The organism is Xanthomonas sp. NCPPB 3174, from assembly GCF_056725205.1.
This window is the reverse complement of the sequence record NZ_CM161517.1, coordinates 2,264,574-2,280,140: the sequence shown is the minus strand read 5'-3', so window position 1 is coordinate 2,280,140 and position 15,567 is coordinate 2,264,574. Positions and strand designations below refer to the sequence as shown.

The window sequence follows — 15,567 nt, the reverse complement described above, 5'->3', positions numbered from 1 at the left end:
GAAGATCAGCGTCCGTCCAAGGGCTGGTGGGCATGGGGGGAGACCGGCGCGACGGCCGGCGCAGCGGCGTTCGCGGCCTTGTTGGCGCGACGCAGCTTGGCGTACAGGGGAATCACCAGGGCCGCCAGGACCAGCGAGGCACCGATCAGCACGCCGGCGAACAACGAGACGATGATGGCGATGCCGGAGGTGGTGGCGATGCTGGAGAACACGAAGTTGATCTGGATCGGCTGCGAATTGAGCGACCCGATGACCAGGCCGGCCAACAGCAACACCAGCAGGATCAGCAGTCGTGCAATCTTCATGAGCAACTCCAGCGTCGGGAGACACTAGATTAGCCGAACAGGCGTGGATTCCGGCAAGCGCCGGACGCCGGGCTCAGGGCGTGTCGGATTCGACCGGGACGACGCCGCTCACGCGCTCGCGCAGCTCCTTGCCGGGCTTGAAATGCGGCACGTGCTTGCCGGGAAGCGCGACGGACTCGCCGGTCTTGGGATTGCGTCCCAGGCGCGGCGGCCGGTAATGCAGGGAAAAGCTGCCGAAGCCGCGGATCTCGATGCGATCGCCGCCGGACAGGGCGCCGCCCATCATTTCCAACAACGACTTCACCGCCAGATCGACGTCGTCCGACTTCAGATGCGCCTGTTTGCGCGCCAGGATTTCGATCAGCTCGGATTTGGTCATTTACGGATGCGTGCTGTGGGGTCGCAACCTGGCACGGCCCGGGAACACCGGGCCGTGCCAGTAACGCTGCGTGTGGCGGATTACTCGGACTTGTTGCCGTTCAGCTGTGCACGCAGCAGCGCGCCCAGCTGGGTGGTGCCGCCCGACGCGGACTGGTATTCCTCCAGCACTTCGCGCATTTCGGCATCGTCCTTGGCCTTGATCGACAGCTGCAGGGTGCGGCCCTTGCGGTCCATGCCCACGAACTTGGCTTCGATCTTGTCGCCGACCTTCAGGTGCTGGCTGGCGTCGTCGACGCGCTCGTTGGCGATGTCGCGCGCGGCGACGTAGCCTTCGATGCCGTCGGCCAGGTCGATGGTGGCGCCCTTGGCGTCCACTTCACGCACCACGCCTTCGACCTTCGAGCCCTTCGGGTTGGCGGCCATGTACTGGCCGAACGGATCCTGCTCCAGCTGCTTGACGCCCAGGCTGATGCGCTCGCGCTCCGGGTCCACCGCCAGCACCACGGCTTCCAGCGTGTCGCCCTTCTTGAAGTTGCGCACGATGTCTTCGCCGGTGGTGTTCCAGCTGATGTCGGACAGGTGCACCAGGCCGTCGATGCCGCCGTCCAGGCCGATGAAGATGCCGAAGTCGGTGATCGACTTGATCTGGCCGGACACCTTGTCGTTCTTCTTGTGGGTGGCGGCGAAGGTCTCCCACGGATTGGCGGCGACCTGCTTCATGCCCAGCGAGATGCGGCGACGCTCTTCGTCCACGTCCAGCACCATCACTTCGACTTCGTCGCCGACCTGCACGACCTTGGACGGGTTGACGTTCTTGTTGGTCCAGTCCATCTCGGACACGTGCACCAGGCCTTCCACGCCCGGCTCGATCTCGACGAACGCGCCGTAATCGGTGACGTTGGAGACCTTGCCGAACACGCGGCTGTTGGCCGGGTAACGGCGGGCGATGTTGTCCCACGGATCCTCGCCCAGCTGCTTCAGGCCGAGGCTGACGCGGTTACGCTCGCGATCGAACTTCAGCACGCGCACGTCCAGCTCGTCGCCGACGTTGACCACTTCGGACGGATGGCGCACGCGCTTCCAGGCCATGTCGGTGATGTGCAGCAGGCCGTCGATGCCGCCCAGGTCCACGAACGCGCCGTAGTCGGTCAGGTTCTTGACCACACCCTTCAGGATCGCGCCTTCCTGCAGCTTGTCCATCAGCTGCTCGCGCTCTTCCGAGTGCTCGCTCTCGACCACCGCACGACGCGAGACCACCACGTTGTTGCGCTTGCGGTCCAGCTTGATCAGCTTGAACTCCAGTTCCTTGCCTTCCAGGTAGGCCGGGTCGCGCACCGGGCGCACATCCACCAGCGAACCGGGCAGGAACGCGCGGACATCCTTGATGTCCACGGTGAAACCACCCTTGACCTTGCCGCTGATGCGGCCGGTGATGGTCTCGTTCTTCTCCAACGCTTCTTCCAGCTCGTCCCACACCATGGCGCGCTTGGCCTTCTCGCGCGACAGCACGGTCTCGCCGAAGCCGTTCTCGAGCGAGTCGAGCGCGACCTTGACCAGGTCGCCTTCGGCGACGTCGATTTCGCCAGCGTCGTTACGGAACTGCTCGATCGGCACGATGCCTTCGGACTTCAGGCCGGCGTTGATCACCACCACGTCGCCGCGGACTTCCACGACGGTACCGGTGACGATGGCGCCGGGCTTCAGCTTGGCCAGATTGGCCTGGCTGGCTTCGAACAGTTCGGCAAAAGATTCGGTCATTTGAAATTACTCTAGTGGACACACGGACAGGGCGTTTTCTTCTGGAAAACAGCGACTGCCCACCTGTTAGTCGGCCCGAACAGCGGCCGGGTGTGGAATGGAAAAACCGCAGCGCGGGATTGCGCAGCGGAGCCTTTGACACTATCGATGGAACATTGATGTTGCGGGTGTTGCGAGGAACCGGCGGCATCCATGACGATGCCGCCCTGCTGCTGCCCTGCGTGCCGCTCAGACGGGCAGCAACTGCAGGACGCGGCCCACCACCTGGTCGATGTCCATGCCGGTGGTATCGAGGAGAACGGCATCGTCTGCCGGCCTCAGCGGGGCCACCGCGCGTTGGGCATCGCGTGCGTCGCGGGCCATGATCTCGCGCAGCAGGTCATCGAATATAACCGAAACCCCTTTTTCCTTCAACTGCTTATGCCGGCGCTGGGCACGCTCCTCGGCGCTGGCGGTCAGGAACACCTTGTAGGGGGCGTCGGGGAAAATCACCGTCCCCATGTCGCGACCGTCGGCGACCAGCCCGGGAGGGGTGCGAAAGGCCCGCTGGCGCTGCTTCAGCGCCGCGCGCACCTCGGGGATGGCGGCGATCGCCGAGGCCACCGCGCCGGTGGTCTCCAGGCGCAACTCGTCGGTGGCGTCGGCGCCGTTGATCCGGACCCGCAGGCCACCGCCGGCGACCTCGTCGAAGTCCACCCGGGTGTCGAAGGTGCAACGCACCAGGGCGGCGGCGTCGGAAATGTCCAGATTGGCCCAGCTGGCCGCGACCCCGACCGCCCGGTACAGCGCCCCCGAATCCAGGTAATGCCAGCCCAGGCGGGCGGCGACGATGCGGCTGACGGTGCCTTTGCCGGCGCCGGACGGGCCATCGATGGTCAGGACGGGAGCGGGCTCGTTCATGCGGTTCCTCAGGATGGGGCGGCGCATTGTAGCGCCGACGCCGGCCGGGCTGGCGCAAGCAGTTGAAACCATGAAGAAAACCAGGCTACAATCGCCGGCTTACTGATCCCGCGCCATGGTTTCGGCCATGCCGCCCTCCTTCGAATCCACAAGTTTACGCCGAGGTGTGCCATGAAAGTCCTGTCCTCCCTGAAGTCGGCGAAGGCCCGTCACCGCGACTGCAAGGTGGTCCGCCGCCGCGGCAAGGTCTTCGTGATCTGCAAGTCCAACCCCCGTTTCAAGGCGCGTCAGCGCTGATCCGACCCGGCCTGCCCTGCCGCACCGCGCGCAGCGGTGGCCGGTCGTCGACGAAAGCCGCCTTCGGGCGGTTTTTTGTTGCCGAAGTTTGCTGTAATCGGCGTTCGTCCTCTGGGGAGTACACGTGATGAAGCATCGTCTGTCCGTCCTGCCGCTGCTGGCCGTGTTGGGCCTGGCCGGCGGCGCCCACGCCGAGACCCTGCTGGTCGACCGGGTCAAGGAAGAACCCGCCGCGGCGCTACCGACCCGCGGCCTGAGCATGGCCCAGGTGCAGGCGCGCTACGGCGCCCCGCAGCAGAAGCTGGAGCCGCGCGGCGGCCAGAAGCGGCAGTGGCCGACCATCAACCGCTGGGTCTATCCGGCCTTCACCGTGTACTTCGAGAAGCAGAAGGTGGTGGACGTGGTCGCCAACAAGGCCGATCCCAACGAGATCGGCCCGAAGCCGGCGATCCGCTAGCGCGCGTCCCGGGCAAACGCCCGCACACGTCTGTGCGGGGATGTACATAACCGCCGGGCTTCCCTCGGCAACACGTGAGCAGTAGTCGCAATGTCTGATCGTCTTCGCCTTCCCGCCGAATGGGGGCCCCAGTCCGCCATCCTGATCGCCTGGCCGCATGCCGGCACCGACTGGGCCGAGCGCCTGGCCGAGGTCGAGGAGACCTACATCGCCCTGGTCGCGGCGATCGTGCGCTTCCAGCGGGTGCTGATCTGCGTGGCCGACGCCGACCTGCAGATCTATGCCGAGGCGCGGCTGCGCTCGGCGCGGGCGGACATGCAGCGGGTGCGTTTCGTCGAGGCCGAATACGACGACACCTGGCTGCGCGATTCCGGCCCGATCACCCTGGCGCGCGCCGGTGGCGGCTTCCAGTTGCTGGATTTCCGCTTCACCGGCTGGGGCGGCAAGTTCCAGGCCAGCCGCGACGACCAGTTGGTGAGCGTGCTGGCCAAGCAGGGCCTGTTCGCCGACAGCGACGTGCGCCGCATCGATTTCGCCCTGGAAGGCGGCGCGATCGACTGCGACGGCGCCGGCACCCTGCTGACCACCTGGCAGTGCCTGCACGAGCGCCACCCGCAGCGCAGCCGCGAATCGCTCAGCCACGACCTGGCCGACTGGCTGGCGCAGCAGCGCGTGCTGTGGCTGGACCACGGCTACCTGGAAGGCGACGACACCGACGCGCACATCGACACCCTCGCCCGCTTCGCCGGAACCGACGCGATCGTCTACCAGGCCTGCGACGACGCCGGCGATTCGCACTACGCCGAACTACAGGCGATGGGCGCCGAACTGGCGGCGCTGCGTACCACAGACGGCGCGCCCTATCGCTTGTTCCCGCTGCCGTGGGCGCAGCCGGTCATCGATGAGGGCCGGCGCCTGGCCGCCTCCTACGCCAATTTCCTGATCGTCAACGGCGCGGTGCTGATGCCGGCCTACGGCGACGCGGCCGACGCGCAGGCGCAGGCGGTGATGGCGCAGGCCTTCCCGCAGCACGAAATCGTGCCGATCCCCTGCCGCGCGCTGATCTGGCAGAACGGCAGCCTGCACTGCATCACCATGCAGCTGCCCGCCGGACTGCTCGCAGACTGAGCCGCCGCCGCTGCGCCGCACGCCGGCGCAGCGCCGACCACGCCCGTGCCGCCGCCACGCGCGGCGCGGGATTCATCTCCCTGGAACCTGCCGCGCGGCCATCCGCGCTACCATGCCGGTTTACCGCGAACCTTGATTCCGCAATGAGCCGAAACACTCTTTCCGTCGCGCTGATCCAGGAGCGCAACCACGGCGACGCCGCGGCGAACCTGGCAGCGATCGAATCGCGTGTGGCCGAGGCTGCCGCGCAGGGCGCGCAGCTGGTGCTGCTGCAGGAGCTGCACAACGGCGCGTACTTCTGCCAGCACGAGTCGGTGGACGAATTCGACCTGGCCGAGCCGATTCCCGGCCCCAGCACCGAGCGCCTGGGCGCGCTAGCCAAGCGCCATGGCGTGGTCCTGGTCGGCTCGCTGTTCGAGCGCCGCGCCGCCGGCCTGTACCACAACACCGCGGTGGTGTTCGAAAAGGACGGCAGCCTGCTCGGCAAGTACCGCAAGATGCACATCCCCGACGATCCGGGTTTCTACGAGAAGTTCTATTTCACCCCGGGCGATCTGGGCTTCACCCCGATCCAGACCTCGGTCGGCCGCCTCGGCGTGCTGGTGTGCTGGGACCAGTGGTACCCGGAAGCGGCGCGGCTGATGGCGCTGGCCGGCGCCGAACTGCTGCTGTATCCCACCGCGATCGGCTGGGACCCCAACGACGAACAGGCCGAGCAGGAACGCCAGCGCGATGCCTGGATCCTCAGCCACCGTGGCCATGCCGTGGCCAATGGCGTGCCGGTGTTGAGCTGCAACCGTGTGGGCCACGAGCCGTCGCCGCTGGGTGCATCGGGCATCCAGTTCTGGGGCAATAGCCATGTGCTCGGTCCGCAGGGCGAGTTCATTGCCGAGGCCGGCGCCGAGCCGACCGTGCTGGTCTGCGACGTCGACCTGCAGCGCAGCGAGCACGTGCGGCGGATCTGGCCGTTCCTGCGCGACCGTCGCATCGATGCCTACGGCGATCTGCTGAAACGCTACATCGACTGACCTGCAGCGCCGCCCCGGTCCTCGCATGCGTTGCGCTGCTGGCTGCGACGCAGCGTACCCCGGCGGCAGGCGCCCATGCCTGTCGCGGCCGATGCCCTCCCCCCCATGCCCGCTGAGCCCCGGCGCCGACGAGGCGCCCTCCGATGAGTGATGGAATGAACGAACTTTCCCAGGCCGACGGCGACGATGCGCTGTTCGACGGCCAGCCGTACCGCATCGTCGAACGCGATGGCATCCGCTACACCCTGCTCGGCACCGCGCACGTGTCCCTGGCCAGCGTTGCCGCCGTGGAACGGGCGATCGACAGCGGCCGTTTCGACGCGGTGGCGGTGGAACTGGATCCGCAGCGCCTGCAGGCGCTGACCGATCCCGATGCGCTGACCAAGCTGGACCTGGTGCAGGTGATCCGCAAGGGCCGCGTGGCCCTGTTCGCCGCCAACCTGGCGCTGGCCGCCTACCAGCGGCGCCTGGCCGAGCAACTGGGCATCGAGCCCGGCGCCGAACTCAAGCGCGCGGTGCTGCTGGCGCGCGAACGGCAGTTGCCGGTGTACCTGGTCGATCGCGAAGTCGGCCTGACCTTCAAGCGCGCCTCCAGCCGGCTCGGCTTCTTCGGCAAGCTGAAGCTGGCCAGCGGCCTGCTCGGCGGCCTGTTCGCCTCCGACGAGGTCGGCGAGGCGGAGATCGAGAAACTCAAGCAGGGCGACATGCTCGAGGCCAGCTTCGGCGACTTCGCCAGCGAGAGCCCGGCGCTGTACGAGACCATCATCGCCGAGCGCGACCGCTACATGGCCACGCGCCTGCGCGAGGAACAGGCGCAACAGCGCGCGCTGCCGCTGGCCGGCAACGCCGAACCGCTGGACGGCGCCAGCGGCGCCGGCGTGCGCGAGGTGCTGGCCGTGGTCGGTGCCGGTCACCTGGCCGGTCTGGCGCGGCATCTGCAGGGCGACCAGGACGACCCGGCGACGCTGCGCAAGGCGCTGGAAGAAGTGCACACTAAGAAGAAGGTGCCGTGGATCACCCTGACCCTGACCGCGCTGGTGCTGGGCGGCGTGGCCTGGGGCTACTGGCACGGCGGCTTCGCGCTGGGCACCGACCTGCTGCTGCAGTGGGTGCTGTTCACCGGCGGCCTGGCCGGGCTGGGCTGCATCCTCGCCGGCGGCCATCCGCTGAGCGTGATCGCCGGCGCCATCGCCGCGCCGCTGAAGCCGTTCCGCCCCGGCGTGCCCGCCGGTGCGTTCAGCGCCCTGGTCGAGGTGCACATGCGCAAGCCGGCCTATGGCGATTTCCTGGCCCTGCGCGACGATGCGCAGAACCTGCGCGGCTGGTACCGCAACCGCGTCTCGCGGGTGGTGCTGACCTTCCTGCTGACCAACCTGGGCAGCATGCTCGGCGTGTGGCTGGCCGGCTTCCGCATCTTCGGCAAGCTGGCGGGTTGAACCACACTGCGCGGCAGCGGTAACTGCTGCCGCGCAAGTTTCGCCTTTGTGGGAGGGACTTCAGTCCCGACGCTTCAGCGGTACGGCGTCGGGGCTGAAGCCCCTCCCACATGTCGTTTGGAGCAGTGAAGGGGCCTCCGAATCAGGACACCATCTGCGCGGCCACGCCGCGACGCCCACGCGCACGCCGCACCAAGCCAGCCACGCCGTTACTCAGATCGTCCAGGATTGCGTAGATGGTCGGCAGGAACAGCAGGCTGACCACGGTCGAGAACGCCAGGCCGCCAGCGATCGCGCGCGCCATCGGGTAGTAGGCCGGGCCGTCGCCGAACATCTGCGTGGTGGTCAGCGAGATCGGCACCATCGCCAGGATCGCCGTGCCCATGGTCATCATGATCGGGCGCAGACGCTCGCGCGAGCCTTCGATCAGCGCCTCGGTGCGGCCCAGGCCGCGCCGGCGCAGGTTGTTGATGTGCTCGATCATCACGATGCCGTTGTTCACCACCACGCCCATCAGCACCAGGATGCCGATGAAGGCCATGATCCCGAAGCTGGTGCCGGTGATCCAGAACAGCCAGAACACGCCGAACACCGAGAACAGCACGCCGCTCATGATCGCCACGGGAAACAGCAGCGATTCGAACATCGCGGCCATCACCACGTAGATCATCACCAGCGCGATCAGCAGGTTGAACAGCATCTGCTTGCTGGCCTGATCGTCGTCCTGGCCGTCCGCGCCGTCGAAGCTGTAGCGGTAGCCGACCGGGAAGTCGACCGCCTTGAGGGTGTCCTCGATCGCCTGCTTGGCTTCCGGCGCGGTGATCTTGGCGCCGAGGTTGGCGGTGATGGTCAGCGTGGTCTGCCGGTTCGTGCGGGCGATCTGGGTCGCGGCGGCGCGCGGCTGCGTCTCGACCAGGCTCAGCAGCGGCACGCTGCGCCCGTCCTGGGTGCGCACGTTGAAGCTGTCCAGGTCTTCCGGCGAGGTCTGCTCGGCGCCGGCGAAACGCACCCACACCGGCACCTCGTTGTCGCCGTGGCGGAACTCGCGCAGCGACGCGCCGCGCAGCGCCAGGCCGACGAAGCTGGCGACCTGCTCGGCGCTGAAGCCGAACGCGGCGGCGCGCTCGCGATCCACCCGCACCGCCAGTTCGGTGCTGCGGTCGCCGCTGTCCACGCGCACGTCGCGCAGTTCCTTGCGCCGTGCCAGCAGCGGCACCACGTCGTCGGCGAGCGCGCGCAGCGCCTCGGTGGAATCGCCGACCAGTTGTACCTGCACGGTCTGCCCGCCACCGTTGCCGCCATCGCCGCCATTGCTGTTGCCGACGTGGAAATCCACCCGCGCCGAACGCGGCAGTTCCTTGCGGATGCGTTCCATCAGGGCCGGCAGGTCGCGGACCTGCTTCAGATCCACCGTCAACGTGGTGCTGCTGCCCTCCTCCTCACTGAACCAGGAATACACCTGGTTCACGTGGTACTGCGCGCGCCGCGCATCGATGAAGCGCTCGAGCCGGGTCACTTCCTCGGCCATCTGCTCGCGCGTGTAGGCGCCCTTCCACTGGTAGCCGATGAACACCTGCTCGCCGCCGTCGCCGCCGAACATGTCCTTCTTGGTCTGCATCATCGGGATCACGCTCAGCGCGCTGATCAGCACGATCGCGCAGACGCTCCAACCGCGGTGCGCCAGCGACCAGCCCAGCACCCGCGCGTAGCGGCGCTGCAGGCGCGGGATCAGCCCACTGGGGGAATGCAGCAGTGCCGGGGTGCGCATGCGCGCCGACAGCATCGGGATCAGGCTCACCGCCACCAGCCACGACGCCAGCAGCGACACCGAGATGGTGATGGCGATCTGCGACATGAAGATGCTGATGTTATTGGTCTCGCCGAACAGGTTCGGTAGGAACACGATGCAATGGCACAGGGTGCCCGCAGACAGCGCGATGGCGACGTTGCGGGTGCCGACGATGGACGCGCGCTGCGGCTGGTCGGGCATGCGCTCGCGCTCCTGGTAGATGCTCTCCACCACCACCACCGCGTTGTCCACCAGCATGCCCACCGCCAGCAGCAGGCCCATCATGGTCAGGATGTTGAGGGTGACCCCGGCGAAGTACATGAAACCCAGGGTGATCGCGAAGCAGATCGGGATCGCCAGGGTCACCATCAGGGTCGACGGCCAGTGCCGCAGGAAGAAGAACAGCACCGTCACCGACAGCAGCAGGCCCACCGCGCCGGCTTCGGCCAGTTCCGCCAGCGACGAGGTCACCGCCTTGCCCTGGTTGTCGATGACCTTGATCTGCACGTCGCTCAGCGCCGGCTGTTTGCGGATCTGCTCGACCTCGGCCAGCACTGCGCGCGAGACCTCGACCAGATTCGCGCTGCGCTCCTTGAACACGTCCAGGCCCACCGCCGGACGCCCGTCCAGGCGCCGCCCGTAGCTCATCCGGGTCGGCTTCAGCCGCACCTCGGCGATATCGCCCAGGCGCAGGCCCTTGGCGTCGATGACCAGGTCGCGCAGTTCCTGCAGGTCGCGCAGCTCGCCGACCGGCTGCACCCGCAGGCGCTGACCGTTGTCGTCGATCTGCCCGGCCGACAGCGAGAAGTTGAGCTTGCCCAGGCGCTCGCTGAGCTGGTTGAGGCTGAGGTTGTGCGCGCTGAGCCGGTCCGGGGCGATGGCGATCTCGACCTCGTTCGGTGGCGCGCCCGACACCTCGACCTTGGCCACCCCGGGAATGCGTTCCAGGCGGCGCTTGAACTCGCGATCGAGCATGTCGTACGCGCCGGTCAGGTCCGCCGCGCCGGCCAGGCGCACCTTCAGCACCGGCTGATCGCTGCTGGACCACTTGAACACGTTGTAGCGCCGCAGGTCCGCCGGCAGGTCGGCGCGGATCGCGTCGATGCGTTCGCGCGCATCGGAGGCGGCGATGGCGATGTCGCGGTCCCAGTCGGAGAACTCGATGAAGATGTTGGCGCCGTCGGCGGTGGCGGTCGAGCGCATGCGCTTGATCCCGGTCATCGTCGCCAGCGCTTCCTCGGTCGGCCGCACCAGGTTGCGCTCGACCTCGTCCGGGGTCGAGCCGGTGTACGGCAACTGCACGAACAGGAACGGCGCGGAGATGTCCGGCAAGGCCTCCAGCGGCAGGCGGAAGGCGGCGATCAGCCCGACCACCACCAGCGACACGAAACACATGATGGTGGTGACCGGGCGGCGGATGCTGAATTCGGCGACGCTCATGCCGGTGCGCCCTCGCCGTCCTGCAGGCGCTGCTCGCCGTTTTCACGTTGCCGCGCACGCCGCCCGCGTTCGGCGTAGTACGCGTCGGCGCGGCGGTCCAGGCGGTCGTAGACCACTGGGATCACCAGCAGGGTCAGCAACGTGGACACCAGCAGCCCGCCGATCACCGTGATCGCCATCGGCGCACGCACCTCGGCGCCCTCGCCGCTGGCGATCGCCAGCGGCAGGAAGCCGAACAGCGTGCACAGCGTGGTCATCACGATCGGCCGCAGCCGCGAGCGCGCGCCTTCGATCAGCGCGGCGCGCTTGGCCACGCCCTCCTCGCGCAACTGGTTGACCTTGTCGATCAGGATGATCGCGTTCTTGGTCACCAGGCCCACCAGCAGGATCAGGCCGATGAACACCACCACCGACACCGGCTTGCCGGTCAGCAGCAGCGCCAGCACCGCGCCGACCAGCGCCAGCGGGATGGTGAACAGGATGACGAACGGGTGCAGCAGCGACTCGAACTGCGAGGCCATCACCAGGTACACCAGGAACACCGCCAGGCCGAACGCGAACAGCAGCGAGCGCGCCGACTGCGCCAGTTCCTCGCCCTGCCCGCCGATGTGCATGCCGACGCCGGCGCCGAGCGGATCGCGCGCCACCATCTCGCCCACCTCGCGCACCGCCGTGCCCAGGTCGATGTCGCGCAGGTTGGCCGAGACGATCGCCACGCGGATCTGGTCGGCGCGGTGGATCTCGCTGGGACCGGTGGTGGCGACCACGTCGGCGACCGCGTCCAGGGTCACCGGCCGGCTGCTGCCCGGGTTGACGATCAGCCGGCGGATGCTGTCGACGCTGGCGCGGTCGCTCTGCTGCGCGCGCACCAGCACGTCGATCTTGCGGTCGCGGAAGCTGTAACGGGTGGCGACGTCGCCGCGCACCTTCTTCACCACCACGTCGGCGATCTGCCGGGTGGTCAGCCCCAGCGCGCCGGCACGTTCCTGGTCGAAGCGGATCTGGATCTCCGGGAAGCCCTCCTCCACCGTGGATTTGACGTCGGCGAAGTGGCCGTTGCCGCGCAGCAACGCCGCCAGCTTCTGCCCGGCGTGCTGGATGGTCTGCAGGTCCTGGCCGCGCAGTTCGATCTCCAGCGGCGTGGAGAAACTGAACAGCTCCGGCCGGCTGAAACCGACCTGCACGCCAGGATGGTTGCGCATCGTCGCGCGCATGCGCTCGCTCTGCTGCGCCTCGAACTGCGCGCTGCCGCCGCCGGCCATGGCGATGGTCAGCTTGCCGATGTTCTCGCCGCTCTCGGTGGGATTGGCGTCGAGTCGGGTGCCGCTGCCGCTGACCCCGTACAGCGCCTGCACGCCAGCGTCCTTGCCGTGGACCTCCTGCAGTTCGCGCACCAGCGCATCGGTCTGCCGCAGCGGCGTGCCGGCCGGCAGCTTCACCGTCATCTCGAAGCGGTCCTGCGCCAGCTGCGGGATCAGGTCGGCGCCCAGCAGCGGCGCCACCGCCAGGGTCGCGGCAAAGGCCAGCGCCGCCAGTCCCAGCACCCAGCCCGGACGCGCCAGCGCGCCGGGCAGCAGCCGCAGGTAGCTACGTTCGGCCAGCGCGTACGGCGCCATCGCCAGGGCGCTGGCCTTGCGCATCACCGGCGCGACCACCGCCACCGCACCGCGCCACAGCCGCACGCACAGCCAGGCCACGCCGAAGAACACGCCGCGCACCGCTGCACCTGCGCCGCGCCGGCTCCAGGCCAGCGGCTTCAGCCAGCCGCGCCGCGGCTGCCAGTGCGGCGGCGCCGATTCGACCGGGAACGCCAGCGGCGCACGACCCTTCAGCGAGCTGAGCATCGGGATCAGGGTCATCGACACCACCAGCGAGATCGCGATGGCGATCGCCACGGTCAGCGCCTGGTCGCGGAACAGTTGCCCGGCCACGCCCTCCACGAACACCAGCGGCAGGAACACCGCGATCGTGGTCAGGGTCGAGGCGACCACCGCCATGCCCACCTCGCGGGTGCCGACGATCGCCGCATCGAGCACGCTCAGGCCGCGCTCGCGCGCCTTGGCGATGCTTTCCAGCACCACGATCGAATCGTCCACCACCAGGCCGGTGGCCAGCGCCAGGCCGCCCAGCGACATCACGTTGAGGCTCAGGCCGAGCCGATCCATGAAGAAGAACGTGGTCACGATCGACACCGGCAGCGACAGCCCGATCACGAACGTGCTCCACCCATCGCGCAGGAACAGGAAGATGATCAGGATCGCCAGCAGGCCGCCGATCACCGCGTCCTTCTTGACGTCGCCGATGGCGTGTTCGATGAAGCGCGACTGGTCCTCCAGCGTGGTCAGTTCGGCGTCGGCGGGAATCTGCGCCTGCAGTTGTTCCAGGCGCTTGCGCAGCGCCGCCGCGGTGGCCACGGTGTTGGCGTCGCCCTCCTTGTAGATGGCCAGTTCCACCGCCTCCTTGCCGCCCAGGCGGATGATCGCCTCGCGCTCCTTGTAGCCCTGCCGCACCTGCGCCACGTCCTTGAGCCGGATCGGCATGCCGCCGGCGACGGTGGTGGTCGTGCTGGAGGTCGCGCTCTGCGCCGCCGACGCCGCGGCCAGCGCCGCTTCCGAGCCGGTGGAGGCGGCGATCGCGTACATCTGCTGCAGGGCCGCGTCGGCCGCGTTGCCGCCGGCGCCCTGGGTGGTCAGCAACAGGTTGCGGATCTCGTCCAGGTCGGCGAACTGGTTGACCGTGCGCACCAGATAGCGCTGCGTGCCCTGCTCCAGGCGGCCGCCGGAGAGATTGACGTTCTCATCCTTGAGCCGCGCGATCACCGTGTCGATCGGCATGTTGAGCTGCGCCAGCCGCTGCTGGTCGATATCCACCTGGATCTCGTCCTCCAGGCCGCCGCCGACCTTGACCGCGGCCACGCCCGCCACCGGCTCCAGCTTTTTCTTCAGGTCCTCGTCGGCGTAGCGACGCAACTGGGTCAGCGCGCGCACCGCCTCGGCGTCGGTGTGCGCGGCGGTCTTGCTCGACAGCACCAGGCGCATGATCGGCTGGGTGGAGGGATTGAAGCGCAGCAGCACCGGCGCCTTGGCCTCCAGCGGCAGCGACAGCGCCTCCATCTTGTCGCGCACCTCCAGGCTGGCCTGGTCCATGTTGGTGCCCCAGGCGAACTCCAGCACCACGTCGCTCTGCCCCGTGCGCGAGACCGACTTGAGCTTGCGCAGGTTCTTGACCACGCCGACCGCTTCCTCCACCGGCTCGGTCACCAGCGTCTCGATCTCCGAGGGCGCGGCGCCGGCGTACTCGGTGCGCACGGTCAGCGTCGGATAGCTCAGGTCCGGCAGCAGGTTGACCTTGAGCCCGTGCAGCGCGATCGCGCCGAACAGCAGCATGGTCAGCGTGATCATCGCGATCGTCACGCGTCGGCGGGTGGCGAATTCGACCAGACCGCCGCCGTGCGCAGCGGCGGGCGCAGGCGGTGCGTGCGGGTCGGGGCCGGCGCCGTGCATCAGCGCGCTCCGGTGGCAGTGGCTGGCGCGGCGTCGGCGACCGCGCGCTGCGGCGCGATCACCTGCACGCGGCTGCCGTCGCGCAGCGCGACCTTGCCGGCGGTGACCACCTGGTCGCCGGGCTGCAGGCCCTGGCGAATCTCCACCCACGGCCCTTCGGCATAGCCCAGCGTCACCGGCACCCGCGCGACCTTGCCGGCGACCACGCGGAACACCGCCGGCTCGCCATCGTCGAGCAGCGCCAGCCGCGGCACCACCAGCGCATCGGTGCGCTGGTCGTAGTCGATGCGGATGCGGCCGAACATGCCCGGCTGCAGCGCTTCGGCGCCCTCGTCGAAGGCGCAGACCACGCGGAAGGTGCCGCTGCCGGCATCCACCACCGGCGCGATGCGGTCGACCCGGCCGCGGAACTGCTTGCCTGGCAGCGCATCGGCCAGCAGGGTCACCGGCTGCCCGGTCTTGAGCGTGGCCAGTTCGCGCTCGGGCACGTTGAGCGTGGCCTCCAGGCGCGAATCGTCGACGATGCGGAAGATCGGCGTGTTGATCTGCACGAAGTTGCCAGTCTTGATCGAACGCGAGGCGATCACCCCGGAAATCGGCGCCACCACCGTGGCATAGGACAGCTCCAGCGCGGCCAACTGGTGTTGCGCGCGCACGTTGGCCAGGTCGTACTTGATCTGGTCGACATCGGCGGCACTGACGAGTTGCTGGCCCACCAGTTGCTGCGAGCGGCGGTAGTTGTTCTCCAGCTTGCGCAGTTGCGCCTCGCTCTGCGCCAGCGCCAGCCGCGCGCGGTCCGGGTCCAGCCGCACCAGCGGCTGCCCGGCGCGCACCTGCTGGCCTTCTTCGGCCAACACCGCCAGGGCCACGCCGGAGGTCTTGGCGACCACCTGCGACTCGGCGCGCGCTTCCAGCGCCGCGGTGCCGCTGTAGCTGGCCGCCACCGCACGGCGGCTGGCCGCCGCCACCTCCACCGGCACCGCCTCCGGCGCCTTTTCGCTGTCGGCGGCCTTGGCCTTGGCCTCGGCGGCCGGTTTGCAGCCGCCGAGCAGCAGCGTGGTGGTGACCAGCAGCACGGCAGCGCAGGTGGCAGTGCGGCGCTCGAACGGTCGCGTCATCGTCGTGTCCTTGGTGGATGGCGTGAA

Annotated in this window: 12 protein-coding genes; 5 read left to right on the top strand and 7 right to left on the bottom strand. The window is 68.6% G+C overall.

What is annotated here, in order from left to right:
• Positions 1-5 precede the first annotated feature (5 nt).
• The 4 genes from AC1PK7_RS10140 to cmk form a co-directional block, all read right to left on the bottom strand.
• Positions 6-305: a LapA family protein gene (locus AC1PK7_RS10140; protein WP_010342891.1), complete on the bottom strand. Its 300-nt coding sequence runs from the start codon at positions 303-305 to the stop codon at positions 6-8.
• Between the two features lie 73 nt (positions 306-378).
• Positions 379-684, bottom strand: coding sequence for an integration host factor subunit beta (locus AC1PK7_RS10135; RefSeq protein ID WP_010342890.1), 306 nt, complete (start codon positions 682-684; stop codon positions 379-381).
• A gap of 80 nt (positions 685-764) precedes the next feature.
• A complete protein-coding gene (gene rpsA, locus AC1PK7_RS10130) occupies positions 765-2,444 on the bottom strand; it encodes a 30S ribosomal protein S1 (RefSeq protein ID WP_010342889.1) in 1,680 nt (559 codons plus the stop codon).
• Positions 2,445-2,672: 228 nt separating this feature from the next.
• Positions 2,673-3,344 carry a (d)CMP kinase gene (cmk, locus tag AC1PK7_RS10125; RefSeq protein ID WP_017913728.1) on the bottom strand — a complete coding sequence of 224 codons (672 nt, stop codon included), beginning with the start codon at positions 3,342-3,344 and terminating at the stop codon, positions 2,673-2,675.
• Positions 3,345-3,515: 171 nt separating this feature from the next.
• Here cmk and ykgO point away from each other — a divergent pair, with 171 nt between their 5' ends.
• From ykgO to AC1PK7_RS10100, 5 genes are all read left to right on the top strand, one after another.
• Entirely contained in the window at positions 3,516-3,641 is a 126-nt protein-coding gene (gene ykgO / locus AC1PK7_RS10120) for a type B 50S ribosomal protein L36 (protein ID WP_010342887.1), read from the top strand.
• Positions 3,642-3,768: 127 nt separating this feature from the next.
• The gene (locus AC1PK7_RS10115; RefSeq protein WP_010342886.1) at positions 3,769-4,098 is read left to right on the top strand and encodes a hypothetical protein; all 330 of its coding nucleotides are present in this window, start codon (positions 3,769-3,771) and stop codon (positions 4,096-4,098) included.
• Between the two features lie 90 nt (positions 4,099-4,188).
• Complete coding sequence (locus tag AC1PK7_RS10110) at positions 4,189-5,226, top strand: agmatine deiminase family protein (protein WP_481100697.1); 1,038 nt, start codon at positions 4,189-4,191, stop codon at positions 5,224-5,226.
• A gap of 143 nt (positions 5,227-5,369) precedes the next feature.
• On the top strand, positions 5,370-6,254 hold the full coding sequence (locus AC1PK7_RS10105; protein ID WP_019799707.1) for a carbon-nitrogen hydrolase: 885 nt from the start codon (positions 5,370-5,372) through the stop codon (positions 6,252-6,254).
• Positions 6,255-6,397: 143 nt separating this feature from the next.
• Entirely contained in the window at positions 6,398-7,690 is a 1,293-nt protein-coding gene (locus AC1PK7_RS10100) for a TraB/GumN family protein (RefSeq protein WP_481100696.1), read from the top strand.
• Between the two features lie 142 nt (positions 7,691-7,832).
• Here AC1PK7_RS10100 and AC1PK7_RS10095 read toward each other — a convergent pair whose 3' ends face one another.
• The 3 genes from AC1PK7_RS10095 to AC1PK7_RS10085 are packed head-to-tail and all read right to left on the bottom strand — an operon-like array spanning position 7,833 to position 15,540.
• Positions 7,833-10,919, bottom strand: coding sequence for an efflux RND transporter permease subunit (locus AC1PK7_RS10095; RefSeq protein WP_481100695.1), 3,087 nt, complete (start codon positions 10,917-10,919; stop codon positions 7,833-7,835).
• On the bottom strand, positions 10,916-14,422 hold the full coding sequence (locus AC1PK7_RS10090; RefSeq protein WP_481100694.1) for an efflux RND transporter permease subunit: 3,507 nt from the start codon (positions 14,420-14,422) through the stop codon (positions 10,916-10,918). Before AC1PK7_RS10090 ends, AC1PK7_RS10095 begins: the two co-directional genes overlap by 4 nt.
• A complete protein-coding gene (locus AC1PK7_RS10085) occupies positions 14,422-15,540 on the bottom strand; it encodes an efflux RND transporter periplasmic adaptor subunit (protein WP_481100693.1) in 1,119 nt (372 codons plus the stop codon). Before AC1PK7_RS10085 ends, AC1PK7_RS10090 begins: the two co-directional genes overlap by 1 nt.
• Between the last annotated feature and the right edge of the window lie 27 nt (positions 15,541-15,567).

Bases quoted from the DNA above. Each gene is read 5' to 3' on its own strand.
- rpsA (WP_010342889.1), bottom strand. From the start codon at position 2,444: ATGACCGAATCTTTTGCCGAACTGTTCGAAGCCAGCCAGGCCAATCTG.
- AC1PK7_RS10110 (WP_481100697.1), top strand. From the start codon at position 4,189: ATGTCTGATCGTCTTCGCCTTCCCGCCGAATGGGGGCCCCAGTCCGCC.
- cmk (WP_017913728.1), bottom strand. From the start codon at position 3,344: ATGAACGAGCCCGCTCCCGTCCTGACCATCGATGGCCCGTCCGGCGCC.
- AC1PK7_RS10140 (WP_010342891.1), bottom strand. From the start codon at position 305: ATGAAGATTGCACGACTGCTGATCCTGCTGGTGTTGCTGTTGGCCGGC.
- AC1PK7_RS10135 (WP_010342890.1), bottom strand. From the start codon at position 684: ATGACCAAATCCGAGCTGATCGAAATCCTGGCGCGCAAACAGGCGCAT.
- AC1PK7_RS10090 (WP_481100694.1), bottom strand. From the start codon at position 14,422: ATGCACGGCGCCGGCCCCGACCCGCACGCACCGCCTGCGCCCGCCGCT.
- AC1PK7_RS10115 (WP_010342886.1), top strand. From the start codon at position 3,769: ATGAAGCATCGTCTGTCCGTCCTGCCGCTGCTGGCCGTGTTGGGCCTG.
- AC1PK7_RS10105 (WP_019799707.1), top strand. From the start codon at position 5,370: ATGAGCCGAAACACTCTTTCCGTCGCGCTGATCCAGGAGCGCAACCAC.
- ykgO (WP_010342887.1), top strand. From the start codon at position 3,516: ATGAAAGTCCTGTCCTCCCTGAAGTCGGCGAAGGCCCGTCACCGCGAC.
- AC1PK7_RS10095 (WP_481100695.1), bottom strand. From the start codon at position 10,919: ATGAGCGTCGCCGAATTCAGCATCCGCCGCCCGGTCACCACCATCATG.
- AC1PK7_RS10100 (WP_481100696.1), top strand. From the start codon at position 6,398: ATGAGTGATGGAATGAACGAACTTTCCCAGGCCGACGGCGACGATGCG.
- AC1PK7_RS10085 (WP_481100693.1), bottom strand. From the start codon at position 15,540: ATGACGCGACCGTTCGAGCGCCGCACTGCCACCTGCGCTGCCGTGCTG.